The 15923-nt window shown below is 67.2% G+C and carries 12 protein-coding genes; 4 read left to right on the top strand and 8 right to left on the bottom strand.

Annotated features, from left to right (window positions below):
• Positions 1 to 24: 24 nt before the first annotated feature.
• The gene (locus tag QFZ83_RS05875; RefSeq protein ID WP_307503732.1) at positions 25 to 1344 is read right to left on the bottom strand and encodes an MFS transporter; all 1320 of its coding nucleotides are present in this window, start codon (positions 1342 to 1344) and stop codon (positions 25 to 27) included.
• Positions 1345 to 1599: 255 nt separating this feature from the next.
• Here QFZ83_RS05875 and QFZ83_RS05870 point away from each other — a divergent pair, with 255 nt between their 5' ends.
• Both QFZ83_RS05870 and QFZ83_RS05865 read left to right on the top strand, forming a co-directional pair.
• The gene (locus tag QFZ83_RS05870; protein ID WP_307503729.1) at positions 1600 to 2436 is read left to right on the top strand and encodes a phosphate/phosphite/phosphonate ABC transporter substrate-binding protein; all 837 of its coding nucleotides are present in this window, start codon (positions 1600 to 1602) and stop codon (positions 2434 to 2436) included.
• A gap of 66 nt (positions 2437 to 2502) precedes the next feature.
• On the top strand, positions 2503 to 3207 hold the full coding sequence (locus QFZ83_RS05865) for a glutathione S-transferase N-terminal domain-containing protein (RefSeq protein WP_307503725.1): 705 nt from the start codon (positions 2503 to 2505) through the stop codon (positions 3205 to 3207).
• Between the two features lie 25 nt (positions 3208 to 3232).
• On the opposite strand, the gene QFZ83_RS05860 is transcribed toward QFZ83_RS05865, so the two are convergent.
• From QFZ83_RS05860 to QFZ83_RS05830, 7 genes are all read right to left on the bottom strand, one after another.
• Complete coding sequence (locus QFZ83_RS05860) at positions 3233 to 5656, bottom strand: penicillin acylase family protein (RefSeq protein WP_307503723.1); 2424 nt, start codon at positions 5654 to 5656, stop codon at positions 3233 to 3235.
• 37 nt (positions 5657 to 5693) lie between these two features.
• Positions 5694 to 5933, bottom strand: a complete 240-nt coding sequence (locus QFZ83_RS05855) for a hypothetical protein (protein ID WP_307503720.1) — start codon at positions 5931 to 5933, stop codon at positions 5694 to 5696.
• A gap of 140 nt (positions 5934 to 6073) precedes the next feature.
• Complete coding sequence (locus tag QFZ83_RS05850; protein ID WP_307503717.1) at positions 6074 to 7510, bottom strand: efflux transporter outer membrane subunit; 1437 nt, start codon at positions 7508 to 7510, stop codon at positions 6074 to 6076.
• A gap of 16 nt (positions 7511 to 7526) precedes the next feature.
• Positions 7527 to 9515, bottom strand: a complete 1989-nt coding sequence (locus tag QFZ83_RS05845) for a MacB family efflux pump subunit (RefSeq protein WP_307503713.1) — start codon at positions 9513 to 9515, stop codon at positions 7527 to 7529.
• Positions 9512 to 10672: an efflux RND transporter periplasmic adaptor subunit gene (locus QFZ83_RS05840; RefSeq protein ID WP_307503711.1), complete on the bottom strand. Its 1161-nt coding sequence runs from the start codon at positions 10670 to 10672 to the stop codon at positions 9512 to 9514. The genes QFZ83_RS05845 and QFZ83_RS05840 overlap by 4 nt, the downstream gene beginning before the upstream one ends.
• Before the next feature lie 82 nt (positions 10673 to 10754).
• On the bottom strand, positions 10755 to 12056 hold the full coding sequence (locus tag QFZ83_RS05835; RefSeq protein ID WP_307503707.1) for a lysine N(6)-hydroxylase/L-ornithine N(5)-oxygenase family protein: 1302 nt from the start codon (positions 12054 to 12056) through the stop codon (positions 10755 to 10757).
• A gap of 65 nt (positions 12057 to 12121) precedes the next feature.
• Entirely contained in the window at positions 12122 to 13804 is a 1683-nt protein-coding gene (locus tag QFZ83_RS05830) for a cyclic peptide export ABC transporter (RefSeq protein ID WP_307503704.1), read from the bottom strand.
• A 285-nt stretch (positions 13805 to 14089) separates the two neighbouring features.
• Between QFZ83_RS05830 and fhuF the strand changes: the two genes are divergently transcribed.
• Positions 14090 to 14911: a siderophore-iron reductase FhuF gene (gene fhuF, locus QFZ83_RS05825; RefSeq protein ID WP_307503701.1), complete on the top strand. Its 822-nt coding sequence runs from the start codon at positions 14090 to 14092 to the stop codon at positions 14909 to 14911.
• Positions 14912 to 15065: 154 nt separating this feature from the next.
• On the top strand, positions 15066 to 15911 hold the full coding sequence (locus QFZ83_RS05820) for a formyltransferase family protein (protein ID WP_307503698.1): 846 nt from the start codon (positions 15066 to 15068) through the stop codon (positions 15909 to 15911).
• The last annotated feature ends 12 nt before the right edge of the window (positions 15912 to 15923 follow it).

Below are 15923 nucleotides of genomic sequence, written 5' to 3'. Positions count from 1 at the left end.
GCCGCGGTGCGGGGAACGAACGCCTCAGCGCTTCTTCGAAGAAGCGGCTTGTGGCTTGACGAAGAGCACGAGCACCGCGCCGATGACGAGCAGCGCCGCCAGCATGTGCAGGCCCGCGTCGGTGCTCTGGGTCGCGTCCTTGATCAAGCCGATCATGAAAGGCGCGCTGAAGCCCGAGAGGTTCCCGAACGAGTTGATGAAGGCAATGCCCGCCGCGGCCGCCGCACCCCCGAGGAACGCGGTCGGCATGCCCCAGAAGATAGGCAGCGTGGCCATGATGCCCATCGTGGCGAGCGTGAGCCCGGCCATCGCATACACCGCGTTGCCGTGGAAAGCCACGCTCAGCACCAGCCCGATGGCACCGACCACAGCCGCGATGGCGCTGTGCCAGCGGTACTCGAGCCGGCGGTCGGCACTGCGCGCCACCAGGTACATCGCGACGACGCCGAACGCCCAGGGGATTGCGCTGACGAGGCCGATATCGAGCGCGCCCTTCACGCCGATCGCCTTGATGATGCTCGGCAGCCAGAACGAGATGCCGTAGAGCCCCGAGACGAACGAGAAGTACACCAGCGCCAAGAGCCACACGCGGGGATTGGCGAGCACGGTGAGGATCTTCGCTTCGGACTTGCCCGCGTCTTCGACTGCGATGTCGCGTGCGATGAGCTCGCGCTCCGCCGGTGTGAGCCATTGCGCATCTTTCACGCGGTCGTCGAGGTAGCGCCACACGACCACGCCCAGCGCCACGGTCGGCAGGCCTTGCAGCAGGAAGAGCCACTGCCATCCCGCCCAGCCATTGACGCCGCTCATGCCCTGCAGGATCCAGCCCGAGATCGGCCCTCCGAGGATGCCCGCGAACGGAATCGCCGCGAGAAAGAGCGAGGTCGCCTTGCCACGCCGCGCGGCCGGGTACCAGTAGGTGAGGTACAGGATGATCCCGGGGAAGAAGCCCGCCTCGGCCGCGCCGAGCAAAAAGCGGATCACGTAGAACGACATCGGCGAACTCACGAACATCGTCGCCGCCGACAGCAGGCCCCAGGTGACCATGATCCGCGCGATCCAGCGGCGCGCGCCCACGCGGTGCAGCACCACGTTGCTCGGCACCTCGAAGAGGAAGTAGCCGACGAAGAAGATACCTGCGCCCAGGCCATACACCGCCTCGCTGAACTGCAGATCGCCCTGCATCTGCAGCTTGGCGAAGCCGACGTTCACGCGGTCCAGGTAGGCCACGATGTAGCAGAGGAAGAGCAGCGGAATCAGGCGCCAGCTGACCTTGCGGTAGACCGCGTCGGAGGTGCTGTCGAAGCGGCCCTCGTAGGGCTGGGTCATTGCGGGTGTGCTCATGGGGTTTTGTGTCTCGCTTTCGTTGTGGAGACGATGGTCGCGGCGCCGGGCGGCCTCGCCGCAGCGGGTTAACACGCAAGATTCATATGGATTGAAGACCTGCATATCTCCGAACGAGATGGCTGCAGGCGTTGCCCGTGCGCATCAGAAATGTTCACCTTGGTACTAACCCGTGAGGGCGCAAACGTTTCGGCTGTCTATGATCGAATTCAACATGTTGTAACAATCTTGGACCGCTCTGAAAGAAAGCCCCCGATGGAATTCCGCACCCTCCCCTCGTCGCTTCGCATGGCCGCACGCGGGCTCGCGGCGCTGCTGCTCACGGCCGGCGCCTCGGCCCATGCGCTCGTGATCGGTGTCACCGAAGGCGTGAGCTACCAGGTCACCGAGGCGCAGATCGCCCCGCGTTTCGAGCCGATTGCCGAGGCCTTGAGCAAGGCGCTCAAGCAGCCGGTGACGATCAAGGTGCTGATCTCGTACAACCTGGCACGCGAGGCGCTGAAGAAGAAAGAGGTGGACCTGGTGTTCATCCACCCGGCCCACGTCGCGCTCGAAGCGGTGAAGTCGGGCAACTACAAGGCACTGGCCTTCACATCGGGCTACACCGATTACAAGGTCTCGTTCCTGTGCAAGCAGGCCCAGCCCATCTCCGACTGGAAGACGGTCGCGGGCAAGAACCTGGTGCTGCCCGAGGTGGACTCGATCACCTCGGTCATCACGCGCGCGATGCTGCGCGAGCACGGCGTTGCGGAGTCGACGGTCAAGGTGACCAACACGCGCTTCCAGGAGGCCGTGCCCTTCTACGTGACCAACGGCTTTGCCGCGTACGGCGCGACCGCGTCGGCCGGCGTGATCAAGACCTGGACCGACGGCGGCGGCAAGGTCTGCGCGGAATCGCGCGGCGTGCCGATCAAGCAGTGGCTCATGTCCACCAAGACCGATGCCGCCACCGTGGCGACCGTGCGCGAGACGCTGCTCGGCCTCAGCCAGAGCGATGCGGGCAAGCGTGCGCTCGCAGCATCGAACTACACGGGGTTCGTCGCGCCCACGAACGACTCGGAAGCGGACCTGATGCGCTGGCTGGGCATCTGAAGCCCGGCCTCTGAAAAAGCGCAAGCGGGGGCAGAATCCCCCGCTTGCGCTTTTTCAGGAACACCCATGACCGATCTCTCGAGCTTCCCCATCACGGCCAAGTGGCCCGCCCAGCACCCTGACCGCCTGCAGCTCTATTCGCTGCCCACGCCCAACGGCGTGAAGGTGTCGATCATGCTGGAGGAAACCGGCCTCGCCTACGAGCCGCACCTGGTGAGCTTCGAGACCCAGGACCAGATGTCGCCGGAGTTCCTGTCGCTCAACCCGAACAACAAGATCCCGGCGATCCTCGATCCCGACGGGCCCGGCGGCAAGCCGCTCGCGCTGTTCGAGTCGGGCGCGATCCTGATCTACCTCGCAGAAAAAACCGGCAAATTCATCCCGAAGGATGCCGCCGGCCGCTACGAAACCATCCAGTGGGTGATGTTCCAGATGGGCGGCATCGGTCCGATGTTCGGACAGCTCGGCTTCTTCAACAAGTTCGCCGGCAAGGACTACGAAGACAAGCGCCCGCGCGACCGCTACGTGGCCGAATCGAAGCGCCTCCTCGGCGTGCTCGACAAGCACCTCGCGGATCGCGCATGGATCATGGGCGACGAATACACGATTGCGGACATCGCCTCGTTCCCGTGGATCCGCAACCTGATCGGCTTCTATGAAGCGGGCGAGCTGGTGGGGTTCAGCGAGTTCAAGAACGTGGCGCGGGTGCTCGAGGCGTTCGTGGCGCGGCCTGCGGTGGTGACGGGGCTCAATATTCCCAAGCGGGGCTGAGAACCCGGCGACTGGCTGGCCCTCATCAGGGCCGGAGCGTCTGCCGCACCAGCGCCGGATCGCGCGCGATGTCTTCCTCGTGGAACGGGAAGCGCAGCCAGTCCTTCTTCGCGTAACGCACCACCGGTGCGGCGCCCAGTCCGTTCGTTACCGCGGTTTCCTTTTCACCGTGCGCGAGCAGCGTGCGGGCATGCACGCCGCGCCGGTCGAAGTACACGACCTGCAGGTAGGTGTTGCCGTGGGAGCGATCGCCCATGGTGTAGTCGCCTTCGTTGGCACAGGCGATGGTGAAATAGCCTTCGGCATCGCAGCCGCCGAAAAGCGGAATCCGACGGCCTTCGCTTCGGGCGAAGCGCAGCGTGCCCAGCGGCGCGTCCAGCGCCCGGCCCTTCTGCCGCATGTCGTCGACCGCGCCGGCGAGTGCACTCGCCACGCGCGGGTCTGCGGCATTGATGGCGGCCGGCGTCCGTAGCGGCGCCTCCGCCGAGAACGCCTTCGCGTAGAGCTCACCGGCTGGAATCTGCTGCAGCCGGGTCCAGAAGGCGTCCCACAGCAGTGCCCCGCGATCCTGTGCACCGGCGCGGTTCGACCAATTGCGAAGGATTCGGCAGGCCTGCCGCATATCCGGTGTCGGCCCGACCTGGCCGGACGCTGCGCATGCGGCATCAAGCAGGGGTTGCTTGAACTGATCCGCGGTATAGGAGCGGGCCTGCTGCGTCTTCTGCATCACGCGCTCCGCCAATTGCCGGGACGAGGTCGAGCCCGCATTCGAGAGCTCGCTCGCGATGCGATGCCCTTCTCTCCCGCGCATGCTCAGCGCCTGCCCCTCGCCGCCGAGGATCGATGCGAAACCCGTCAACGGCTGCGCCGGGTTGGTAAGCCAGTAGCTGTCGTTCATGTTGGCCACGTAGTCCTCGCGCAGCAGGCTTGGCATATGGTCGGGGGGCATGCGACGGGGTTGCTCCGAAGCCTGGCCGGCCTTCCATTCGCAAGCCGATCGGCTGCCATCGAGCACGGGCGCGTCGGCATCGATTGCGGCGAAGGCCTTCGACAGCGGCGTTGCACAGGCTGCGCGCAGATCGTCCGGCACCGCGGGCACCGCACCGATGTCGGCGTACCAGACGCGACCGTCGCCCCGCCCGATGGCAGCGGTGTTGACCCACGGCATCGCGGCCTCCTGCTTCTGGATCTGGATGAATTCGTCCAGCGAACGCGCCTGGCCCCAGCGGAAAAAGTTCGGAAAGATGCGCGCATTGCTCGCATTGACATCGCGCATCGCAATCGCCTTGCGGGCACTCCAGCCGAGCGCCGGATTGCGCGCGCCCAGATCGACCACCGGCCCGAAGCGCGTGCGGTAGAGCGTGCGGTGAACCGCCTCGATTCCGTCGGGCCGGCGCACTTCCACTGCCACCTGCCGGGTCTGCATGCGCTCGGACACGCCGTCGACCAGATAGCGCGTGGGGTCCGACGGGTCCAGCACCAGATCGAACAGCCCGAAGCGCCGTGCCGCCGACACCGTGTGGCTCCAGGCGACGTCGTTGTTGAAGCCGATCATGATCACCGGAATGCCGAGGAAGGACACGCCCGCCACGTCCATCTTTCCCGGCAGCGTCAGGTGGGCCTGATAGAAGCGGTCCGGTCCGCCCCAATACCAGTGCGGGTTGCCGAACAGGACGCTGCCGCCGCGCTCGCCTGTGGCGGCCTGGCCGAAGGCCAGCACATTGCTGCCGATGCCGCGCGCGTCGCCCACGGGGATCTCGAGCCGGGACGACAGCGAGAGATGGTCCGACGGTACAGGCGGTGCGGTTGCCGCGGGTTTCGCATTCACGATCTCAGAGACGAAATGCGCGTATCCGCCTGCCAGAGCGGCGGCGATCATGCGCCGATAGACATCGTCCGGTTCGATGGTCCGCACCCACGGAGCATCGCTGCAGGCGTGCCGCGCACCCTTGCCGCGGCTCTTTTGAAGCGATCGCACATGCCGGTTGTAGCCCTCGGCGTAGCCTGCGATGAGTTCGTCGAGATCGGCCGGCTGCTCGCGCTTGAGTGCCTCGACCGCATCGGGGCCGGCGAAGGCCTTGAAGAAGAAATCGAGATCGAGGTTGACGGGCATGCCGAAGGTCGAGCGCTTGGCGGGCTTCCTGTCCGCGCCGAAATACAGGGAGCGCTGCCCGCTGTAGGTGACGAAGGCATCGGCCAGCGTGCACAGCGCGTCCTCGGCCTGCACCTGGCCGTAGCCGATGCCCAGGCCTCGCCAGGTAGTGGCGCGAACGTGGGGAATGCCATCGCCGGTACGGCGTATCTCGATCGATGCCGTCGCCGGTTGGCCTTCACGCCGGGCCCATGCCGGAGCGGTGCCGATGAGCGTGGCGGTCAATGTGGCGGCAAGGGCGACCGCCGCGATACCGCGACGCCACGCGCGGCCACCAGGTCTGGGGATTGTTTTCATGCATCCTTGAACGGTGCGCAGCAGGTACGCAAACCGGCTATTGCAGATCGGAGCCGCGGCGCCGCGCTTCTTCCAACGCGGGCTTGACCAGGCCGGCACCCGCGAGCGCCCACAACGTGAGCGCATCGTCGAACGCACGCATGTGCCGCGGGTCCTCTCCGAGCCAGTGGACGAGCCGCTCTGCGTGGACGTGCGAGGGCACGTCGTGAAACTGGCAAAAAAGCGACCAGGCCGTGTCGACGGCAGTCGCTGCGGAAACAGAAGTTCTGGTGGCCATCGTCGACTGCGTTGGATCTGTGCCGGGGTTGGCTTTGTCTTTCGTATTGACGCAGAGCCCTCGCATATGTTCATTTCGGAGTCCTCCGAAGAAGCAGGCGCTCACCTGACAGGCGATTCGAGCGAAGCCGCGCAGGGTCTTCAGCGCTCGCCTTGCGCGAGCACGCCGGCCTCGTCGCGCCATCCGCCACCCAGCGCCCGGTACAACGCAACGCGCGCCTGCAGCCGCCCCTGCCGCAACTGGACGTCCAGATCCTGCGCGCTGTACAGCACGCGTTGCGCATCGAGCAGAACGAGCAGCGTCTCGGCACCGGCCCGGTATCGCAGCTCGGAGAGTTCCGCCGCGCGGCGCGCCTGCAGCAGTTCCTCGACCTGTGCCGATGCCTGCGCATCGGAGCCCGCCACCGCGTCGAGCGCTGTCTGCGCATCCGCGAAGGCGCCGATGATGGCCGCGCGGTAGGCGCCGAGCAATTCCCCGCGCCTCGCTTCGGCAAGGTCGCGTTCGCCCGCCAGCCGCCCGCCGTCGAAGATGGGCGCGGCCAGGCCGGCAGCGAGGCTGTAGATCGGGTTGTCGAACAAACCGCCGGGCGCCTGCCCTTGCAGGCCGACAGACGCCGTCAGCGTGACGCGCGGCAGCATCGCGGCACGTGCCGCCCGCACGTTCGCATCGGCAGCCGCCAGCCGCGCTTCGGCTTGCGCGAGATCGGGACGGCGCACCAGCAGTTGCGACGGCAGTCCCGCCGAGATGGGAGAAATCCGCAGTGCTTCGAGCCGCGTCCGCTCCGCAGCCGATGTCGCTGTGGGTTCGGGTGCGGGCAGGCCTAGCAAAAGAGACAGTGCGGTCTCGGCATGGCGCGCCTGTTGCTGCAGTCGCGCGAGTTCGCGCTCCCGCGCCGCCGCCAGGCCGCGCTGCTGGGCAAGGTCCAGCGGCGTGGCTGCACCGGCGCGGCCGCGCGATTCCACCAGCCGCAGGACCCGCTGCGCATTCTCGAGATTGCTGCGCGCGATCGCAACGCGCTCGCGCAAGCCCACCATCTGCAGCCAGGACGACGCGACTTCGGCCGTCACGCTGAGCTGCACCGCGTCGCGCTCGAACACGCTGGCACGCAGGCCTTGCTGCGCCTCGCGATGCAGCGCGCCCTGGCGCCCCCACAGGTCGAGTTCGTAGCGCGCGGCGAAGCCGATCGCATGCGCGTTGCCGTCGACCGCCGCCTGTCCGCCCATGCGGCCCTGGCGGCTTGCGTCGATCTGGCCTGTCAGTTCGGGCGGCCGCTGCGCGCCCGCGATGCGCGCCTGCGCCCTCGCGCCATCGACACGGGCGAGCGCCATCGCCAGGTCCTGGTTGCGCGCTTGCGCCTGTGCGATCAGCGCATCGAGTTCGGTGCTGCCGAGGTGGCTCCACCATCGCGCATCGACGGTCGAGGCATTCGCGTCGGGCTGCGTACGCTGCCAGGATGCGGGCAGTTCCACCGCGTTCAGCGACACGTCGGCGGGAGCGGCACAACCGGCGAGGCACAACGCGCCCACCCACGTCACGGGCGAGAGGCGCCGCAACCAACGCATTTCAATTTTCTGCATGGTGCTCCCTGTGCGACTATTGCGAGGCCAGCGCCACGACGGGATCCAGCCGGGCCGCATTTCTCGCGGGCATGAAGCCGAAGATCAGGCCGGTCAACACGGCGCAGCAGAAGGCGCCGAGGCTGGCAAGGAGCGAGAAGACAACCGGCACGTCAGCCAGCATCAGCATCGAGACAATCGCGAGCCCCACGATCACGCCCACGGTGCCGCCGACCGAAGTCACGAGCACGGCCTCGGTCATGAACTGCCGCAGGATGTCGATCTGCCGAGCGCCTGTCGCCATGCGGATGCCGACCTCGCGGGTGCGCTCGCGCACGGTCATCAGCATCACGTTCATCACGCCGATGCCGCCCACGACCAGCGAGATCGTGGCGATCAGGCCGAGCATCATCGTCATCGCGCGTGCGGTCTCGGACTGCACGCGGATCGCCTCGACGCGATTCCAGACATGCACGTCGCGCACCTTTCGCTGTTCCGCCAGCCGGTCCTCGATGGCGTTCGCCGTGGCCGTGGCTTGGTTCATGTCGCGTATCTGCACGGCGATCCAAGTCGGATTGCGGTGGCCGAAGATGCGCGCCGCGGCCGAGGAGAACGGAACGATGACACGATCGTCCTGGTCTTCGCCGTCGGTCGTTCCCTTGGCGGCGAGCACGCCGATCACCTGGAACGGCACCTTGTCGATCAGGATGTCCTGGCCGATCGGATTGGTGCCATCCGTGAACAGGGTCTTGCGAACGGTCTGCCCGATAACGGTCACCTTGGCCGCGCGCTCCTCGTCCGTGGCATCGAACATCGCGCCCTCGGTGATGCGCCATCCCAGCACATGGGTGAAGCCCACCGTGGTACCGCCGCCTTCCGAGCCATGGTCGACGTTGCCGCGCCGCACCACCACCCGGTCCTCGATGTAAGGCGTGGCGGCTTCCACGTTCGGCAGGCTGCGCACGGTATCGACGTCGTCGAGCGTGAGTGGCGCACTCGGTGCGCGCGCACTGCTCTCGCGGGCGGAAACGAACATGGTGCGGACACCGAAGGTCTCGAATTGCGCGAGCACCTGCTGCTGCGAGCCGCCGCCGACGGCCAGCATCGCGATGACCGACGCGACGCCGATGACGATGCCCAGCAGCGTCAGCCCGGTACGGAAGCGATTGCTCCACATCACGCGCCAGGCAGCGCGGGCCGCTTCATGCAGGTCGGCGGACAGCGACGCCTGCCCGGGGCCCTGCCCACGCCGGACCTCGTGCGCGAGGGCCACTCCGCTAGCCGGACGCGCATCGCCGGAGTCGGCCACGATCTCGCCATCGCGGATCTCCACGATGCGGCCCGCCTGCGCGGCGACCTGCCGGTCGTGCGTGATCAGGATTACCGTATGGCCCGCATCGGCAAGCTCGTGCAGCAGCTTCATGACCTCGGCGCCGCTCTGGCTGTCGAGCGCGCCGGTGGGCTCGTCGGCCAGGATGATGCGCCCGCCGTTCATCAGCGCGCGTGCGATCGCCACGCGCTGCTGCTGGCCGCCCGAGAGCTGGTGCGGCCGGTGGTCGAGCCGCGCGCCCATGGCCAGCCGCTCGAGCAACGCAGTAGCGCGTGCGCGGCGCTCGGCCTCGGGCATGCCGGCATAGAGCGCGGGAATCTCGACGTTCTCGCGCGCCGATTCGGTCTGCACGAGGTGATAGCCCTGAAACACGAACCCGAACGCCTCGCGGCGCAATCGCGCAAGCGCGTCGGCATCGAAGCCCGAGACGTCCTTGCCCTCGAACAGATAGCGTCCGCTGCTCGGCCGATCGAGACATCCAAGGATGTTCATGAGCGTGGACTTGCCCGAGCCCGAGGCACCCACGATGGCAACGAACTCGCCAGCACGGATCTTCAGCGAGATGCCGCGCAGCACCTGCGTGGGCGATGGATCGTCGGCCGTCTGCTGCGGCTGGCCGTAGGACTTGCGGATGTCCTGCAGTTCGACCAGCGGCGACCCCTCGATGGCCGCCGGGCCCGGCGTCGTCACGCTCATGGTTTCGCGGTCTTGCCGTCGGCCAGGCCGGTCACGATGCGGTCGCCCACCTGGATACCGTCGAGCGCCTGCGCGACGACACGGTTGCGCACGCCGACGCGCAGTGGCCGCGTCTCGACGCTGCCGTCGGTGCGCAACACCCGCACCATGAAGCGATCCGCCTCGGCACCGGGCACCGGCACCAGGGCGGCAGCCGGCACGACCACCGCTTCGGCGGCGGACGACTCCACGAAAGTGACCTGGGCCGTCATCTGCGGCATGAGCTCGCCGTCGGCGTTGTCGATGTCGAACAGCGCGGTGTAGACCACGACCTTGCTGGGCGCGGCGGGCGCCGCGGTGCTGCTGTCGCTGGCACCGGTCTTGACACCCGCCGGGGGCGGCGCGGGCAGCACTTGGCGCACCTTGCCGTGCCAGCGCCGCCGGCTGTTGCCCAGCGTGGTGAAGTAGACCGGCATGCCGGCCTTGACGCGTCCCACATCGGCCTCGGACACCTCGGACCACACGGTCATCGAGGACAGGTCGGCGATGCGCAGCACGTCGGGTGTCTGGTAGGTGGCGTTGAGCGTCTGGCCTTCGCGAGCGGCCACGGAGACCACGGTGCCGGCCATCGGCGCATAGATGCGCGTGTAGCCAAGGCGCGCCTCGTCGGCCTTGAGGGTGGCCTGCGTCTGCGCGATCTGGGCTTCGAGGTTGTCGATGCGCGCGGCGGCCGAAGCGAGCGCGGCCTCTGCGTTCTGCACGTCTTCTTCGCGGGTGGCGCCGTCGGCGGCCATCTGGCGCTGGCGCGCATGCTGCTGACTCGCCAGGCGGTGCTGCGCGCGCTGGTCGGCGAGCTGGGCACGAAGTCCGGCCAGCGACGCGCGGCCGGCATCGACCGTGGCGCGCTGCACGCTGGGATCGATCTCGACCAGCAACTGTCCTTTCTCGATGATGTCGCCCGGCTGGACGTTGAGCCGCAGGATCTGTCCCGAGACCTGGGCACCGACGTCCACATAGCGCCGCGGCTGCAATGTGCCGAACGCCGTGACGCTCGATTCGATGGACGCACGCCACGCCGCGGTCGACTCGACCTCGCCCGAGGGACGGCGCGCCCAGAGATAGCCGGTCGCAACCGAGATCAGGAGAAAAACGAGAAGGAGATAGGCGATTCTGCGCATGTCGATGGGCCAACGGGCCAAGGCCTTGCGGGCGCCGCGCCGTGTGGCGCAGGCACCGCCCGCTGGGCCGGTCTCTGTCAATCTATATCTGAACGGCCTGCGACTCGCTGCGCACTGCCTGGCGCATGCGCGGCGTGGCGGCAAGCAGCGCATTGCCGATCTCGCCGGTGCGCACCGAAGTCACCGACAGCAACGTGTCGCTGATGCCATGGCTGTCCTCGCAGGCACCTTGCAGAAAGATGCCCGGATGGAAATCCGGCGAGGTCTTCAGGCGGTAATAGCGATCGACTGAAAAATCGCCGAGGTAGGCCTCCAGCGGTTGCAGCAGGTCCCTGTGCTGCTCGCGTGCGTAGCCGGTGGCCAGCACGACGGCGTCGTAGCGCGCCGTGCTCTCGAGCCCCTCGTCCTGGTCGCGCAGCGTCAGGTGGATGCCGTCCGCCGCGGCACGCACCGCACTCACGTCGTGCTGGCGCAGCATGCGCAGGCGATTGCCGTGCGCCACCTTCTGGTTGTAGAAGACCTTGAAGATCTGCTGGATCAGGTCGAGATCGGCCACGGCATAGTTGGTCTGCGATACCTCGTCGAGCAGCGCGGCGCGCTCGTCGCTCGGACGGCTGAACACATAGTCGGTGAAATCCACATTGAAGACTTCATTGACGAAGGGGCTGTCGTCGGCCGGACGGATCGAGCGGGCGCGCATGATCAGGTCGACCTGCGGAGCATTCGGCCGCGCCTGCAAGTCCATGAAGATCTCGGCCGCGCTCTGGCCGGCGCCGATGACCGCGACGCGCTGGGCCTGGCCGTGGCGCGCGATGTCCTTGAGGTAGCTGTTGGAGTGGAAGACGCGTCCGTCGGCGCGCAGGGCGCGAAAGCCCTCGGGGATGTTGGGCGTACCGCCGATGCTCACCACGAGGTTGCGCGCGATCCGCTCCTGCACGCGGCCGTCTTCACTGCGCGAACGCACGCGCAGCAGCGAGACCTCGCCGCCCTGCTTCTCGGGCAGCACCTCGAACACCTCTTCGCCGTAGGCGCACGATTCCTTGAACTGGCGCGCAGCCCAACTGAGGTAGTCGTTGAACTCATGGCGGCTCGGGAAGAAGCTCTTGAGGTTGATGAAGTCGGGCAGCCGGCCGTTTTCGTGCAGGTAGTTGATGAAGGTGAAGCGGCTGGTGGGGTTGCGCAGCGTCGCCAGATCCTTCAGGAACGAGATCTGCATGTGCGCATGGTCCAGCAGCATGTGCGGATGCCAGGCAAAGCTGTTCTGCCGCTCGAGGAACAGGGCATCCAGCGGCTTGCCACCATGGCGCTTTTCCTCGAGCGCAATGGCCAGCGCGATGTTGGACGGGCCGAACCCGACGCCGATCAGGTCATGGATGTGTTGCATGAATCTTCAACTCCTGTGGTGATGGGCGAGCGCCTTGGATGGCCGAGAAAATGCGGGCCTCCTGCTCATGCGGCGAGGCTTTCCAGGTGCGCGGGGCTGCGGTCTTCCGCCACGCGTCCGGCCCGCATCGTGATGACGCGGTCGGCCAGGTGGAAGTAGCGGTCGTCGTGCGAGATCACGACCAGCAGGTGCCCCTTGGCACGCAGCTCGGGCAGGAGCTCGGTGTAGAAAAGATGGCGGAAGGTCGGGTCCTGGTCGGCGGCCCATTCGTCGAACACCAGCACCGGCCGGCCCTCGAGGTAGGCATGCACCAGCGCGAGACGCTTGCGCTGGCCGGTCGACAGGTCCACGGTGCTGAAGGAGCCGTCCTTCACGCTCACCTTGTGGGCAATCTCGAGGCGCTGCAGATAGGGCAGCGCGGCCTGCGGAAGCGCGCTCTCGCCCGACTCGCCCTTCTCGCGCGCCACCAGGTCCTCGAACAGGTAGAAGTCGGAGAACACCGTCGTGAAGAGCTGCCGGTAGTCGTCGCGCGTTTCGGGCGTCACCGCGACACCGTCGCGCAGCACGTCGCCTTGCTGCGGCGCATAGAGGCCCAGCAGCAGCTTGATCAGCGTGGTCTTTCCGGAGCCGTTGTCGCCCACCACGAAAACCATTTCACCGCGCCGAAGCTCAAGGTCGATCGGCCCCAGCACGAAGGACTCGCCGCCCTCGGCCCCCTCGAAGGCGTAGCGCACGCCGCGCATCCCGATGCCATCGGCCAGCGTCACGGGCTGCGAGGCGCGGTCCAGGTGCAGATGAGGCTCCGGTGTGGCGAAGCGCGCCGAGAGATCGGCGATGCGCTGGAACGCGACCTTGGCGCGGCCCACGCTGGGCAGGGTGCCCGCGATCTGGTCCATCGGTCCCTTGAGGAACAGCAGCACCAGCACGAAGCCGCTGAGCACCACGGGCTCCGTGGTGCGGAACGAGGCCCAGCCCAGGATCAGCGCGATCAGCAGGAAGAACAGTGCCGAACTGAACGCGGTGGCCATCACGAAGGTGTTGATCGCGCGGCCGTTGACCACGCGAATCCGGTCCACGATGCGTTCGACCTGGCCGCTGAACATGCGCGTGCGGCGATCGCGGTGCATGCGCAGTTCCTTGGCGCCCTCGCTGATCGCGCGGTAGGCCTTGTGCAATTGGTCTTCCTGCTCGCGCGCTTTCCAGAAGCCAGCTTCGCCGCGGGTCTGGGTGATGGTCTGGATCGCCGTACCAATCACCAGCGCCACGAGCAGCAGGCCGAACAGCGGCAAGGACAGCCAGGCCAGGTAACCCAGGCAGCCCAGTGCAACGGCCAGGGAGATCAGCGTGGACGATGCCACGAAGGCGGCGTCGCTGATCATGTCCACGTCCTGCGACAGCACCGGCATCAGGCGGTGGGTGCGATAGCGCTCCAGCGCGTCGATGGGCGCCGACAGGATCTTCTGGGCCAGGCTCTTGCGCACCTGGGCCACCAGGCGCTGGCCGACGAAGTTGGTAGAGACGTCGGAGACCATGCGCCCCAGCAACGCGACGGCGCAGAGCACGACGAAGGTCAGCAGCAGCCCGCCGGCCATGCCCCCTTGCTGGTTCAGGACCTCGTTGATCGTGCGCAGGAGCGCCACCGTGGCGCCACCCGCGCAGATGCCCGTGATGGCGGACAGCACGATCCAGGGAGCGAACGGCTTCAGCAGGCGCGCGACTTCTGCGGCATTGCCGCTGTTGGATGTCATTCAGAACTCTTTCCGCCTTCACGAGGCGACGTCAACCGACCGCGCATGCGCGGCCGAACCAAGATGGCTGGAAGACGCCCTCTTCGAGCGCTCCTCCGGTCGGCACAGCGCCGCTTCCCTCATAGACGGATCGAGCCCGCCAATGTTCACGCGGGTTCACGCAGACCAGGGCATCGCGGCCTCCACGCCGGAATGAACATGCGGCGGTCCCGCGCGTCCTGTCTGTGTGCAAGCCGCATTTCCTCTTTTCTTCGATCGTTCCACCGTCTTGCGGCGGGCAGACGCGTGATCCCGCTGCTCGCGCCCATCTTCCGCGGCGAACTGGCGCCGCTCGGCGAGCGGCTCGCATGCGCGGACGCGGTCCCCGCGGATGCCGTGTGCGTTTCGGACCTCGTGGGGTCGCGGGCACGGCTGCTCGATGTGCTGCAACTGCAGGCCCGCTTCAGGCACAGCTCCGGCGACGACCTGCGGGCCGTCGCCTCGGCCTGGACCCTCGACTACCTGGAGGCGCTGCTGCCGCCCGTGGTCGCCGCGGCCAGCGTGCTGCACCACGTGTTTCCGGTGGAGGCGGCCCAGATCTGGCTGCGGCTGGATGCCCGGGGTGGCCCCGTGAGCTTTCATATCAGGCAACTCGGCACCGCTCGTCCCGACACGCGCACGGCTGAACGCTACGCGCCGCTGCTGCTGCATCACCTGGCGCCGTTGTTCTCGGCGCTTTCCAGCCTGACCCGGCTCGCACCGAAGATCCTCTGGGGCAACGCAGCGCGGCACCTGGAACCCATCCTCGGCCAGGCGCTGGCACTCACCGGCGGTTCCGAGCCCATCGCGCAGGACATCGCGTACCTGCTGCAAAGCGCCACCTGGCCGCACGCCGCCGAAGCCGAAGCGGGGGAACAGCGCACCAACCCCCTCTTCGGGCGCCAGCGCGAGATCCGCCTGGTCCACGAGGGGCGCCACACATCGTTCCGGCTGCACCGGCAGTGCTGCCTCTACTACCTGCTTCCCCACGAGACCCATTGCAATGCCTGCCCGCTCTCGCCGGCTTACCGCAAGGGGGGAGAAGAGGAAGAAGAGGACGCGGGCGCGCTCGAAGGTCCGCTGGCCTGAGGGGCGGGGAGGGAGCGAGGCCCTCCGGCATCGAGCCACGTCGGCCGACCCGGTGAACAGATCGCGGGCCATTCCGTCTCGTTCTTTAGGCCAGTGGCGAGAGGCCAGTTCGTGTTCGCCCGCCGCTTTCAACCCATCGAGACCATACACATCCATGTCCAAGGCAAAACTCGTCTACATCCTGTCCTTGAGGAATGCCGCCGCCGACAAGGCCGGCCAGCACATCGCTTACAAGGGCGAACAGCGCTACATGAAGTCGCCGCTCGAGTACCTGGCCGAGGCACTCGACACCACGCCGCTGGGCGATGCCTACTCGCTCGAAGGCATCGTCTACGACGACGATGCACAGTCCCCCCGCGACCAGGCCGCCCTGGCGGACTATGGCTTCTCCTGGCATCCCGACCGGAAATGGATCTTTCCCGCCGATCTGCGGGCACAAGGCAAGCTGCTGCGCGACATGCTGCATCCGGTGCCCTCGGCCTACCGGCGGCTGCCGCTGAACTCGGCCGAGCGCGTGCCGGGAAAGAGCGCCTTCGAACGCGCGCTGCTCGACAAGCTGCTGACGCTGCAGGCCGACCTGGTGCTGCTCGATGGGCTCCTGGTCATCCTCGATGAGCTGGTGCGTCCTGGCGCGCACTTCCACCGCAGCATGGTCAATATTCATCCCGGCATCACGCGCATCGAGTCGCCGTACGAGCGCCGCGGCGCCTGCGCGACGCTGGACGCGCTGCACGGCGCGCAGGGCCTGAAGGTGGCGAACTGGACCACGATGGAAAAAGTCTCCGTGCCGACGGTCTCGAAGACAGGTGCGTCGCTGCACTACGTCGACAACGGCATCGACTCGGGAGAAGTGATCTTCGACGCGCTCGAAACCGACATAGCACCCGACGACACGATCCTCGAATTGCGTTGGAACAACTTCAACAGAAGCCTCTTCCCGGCTATGCACCAAGGCTTGGCGCTGCTGGCGCCGCACGTACGGCGGGGCCGGCTCGGCTGAGGCGTGACGCAG

Origin of the sequence: Variovorax sp. W1I1 (genome assembly GCF_030815625.1) — a bacterium.
Classification (GTDB): domain Bacteria; phylum Pseudomonadota; class Gammaproteobacteria; order Burkholderiales; family Burkholderiaceae_C; genus Variovorax; species Variovorax paradoxus_C.
This window is presented reverse-complemented; position numbering and strand designations above follow the sequence as displayed.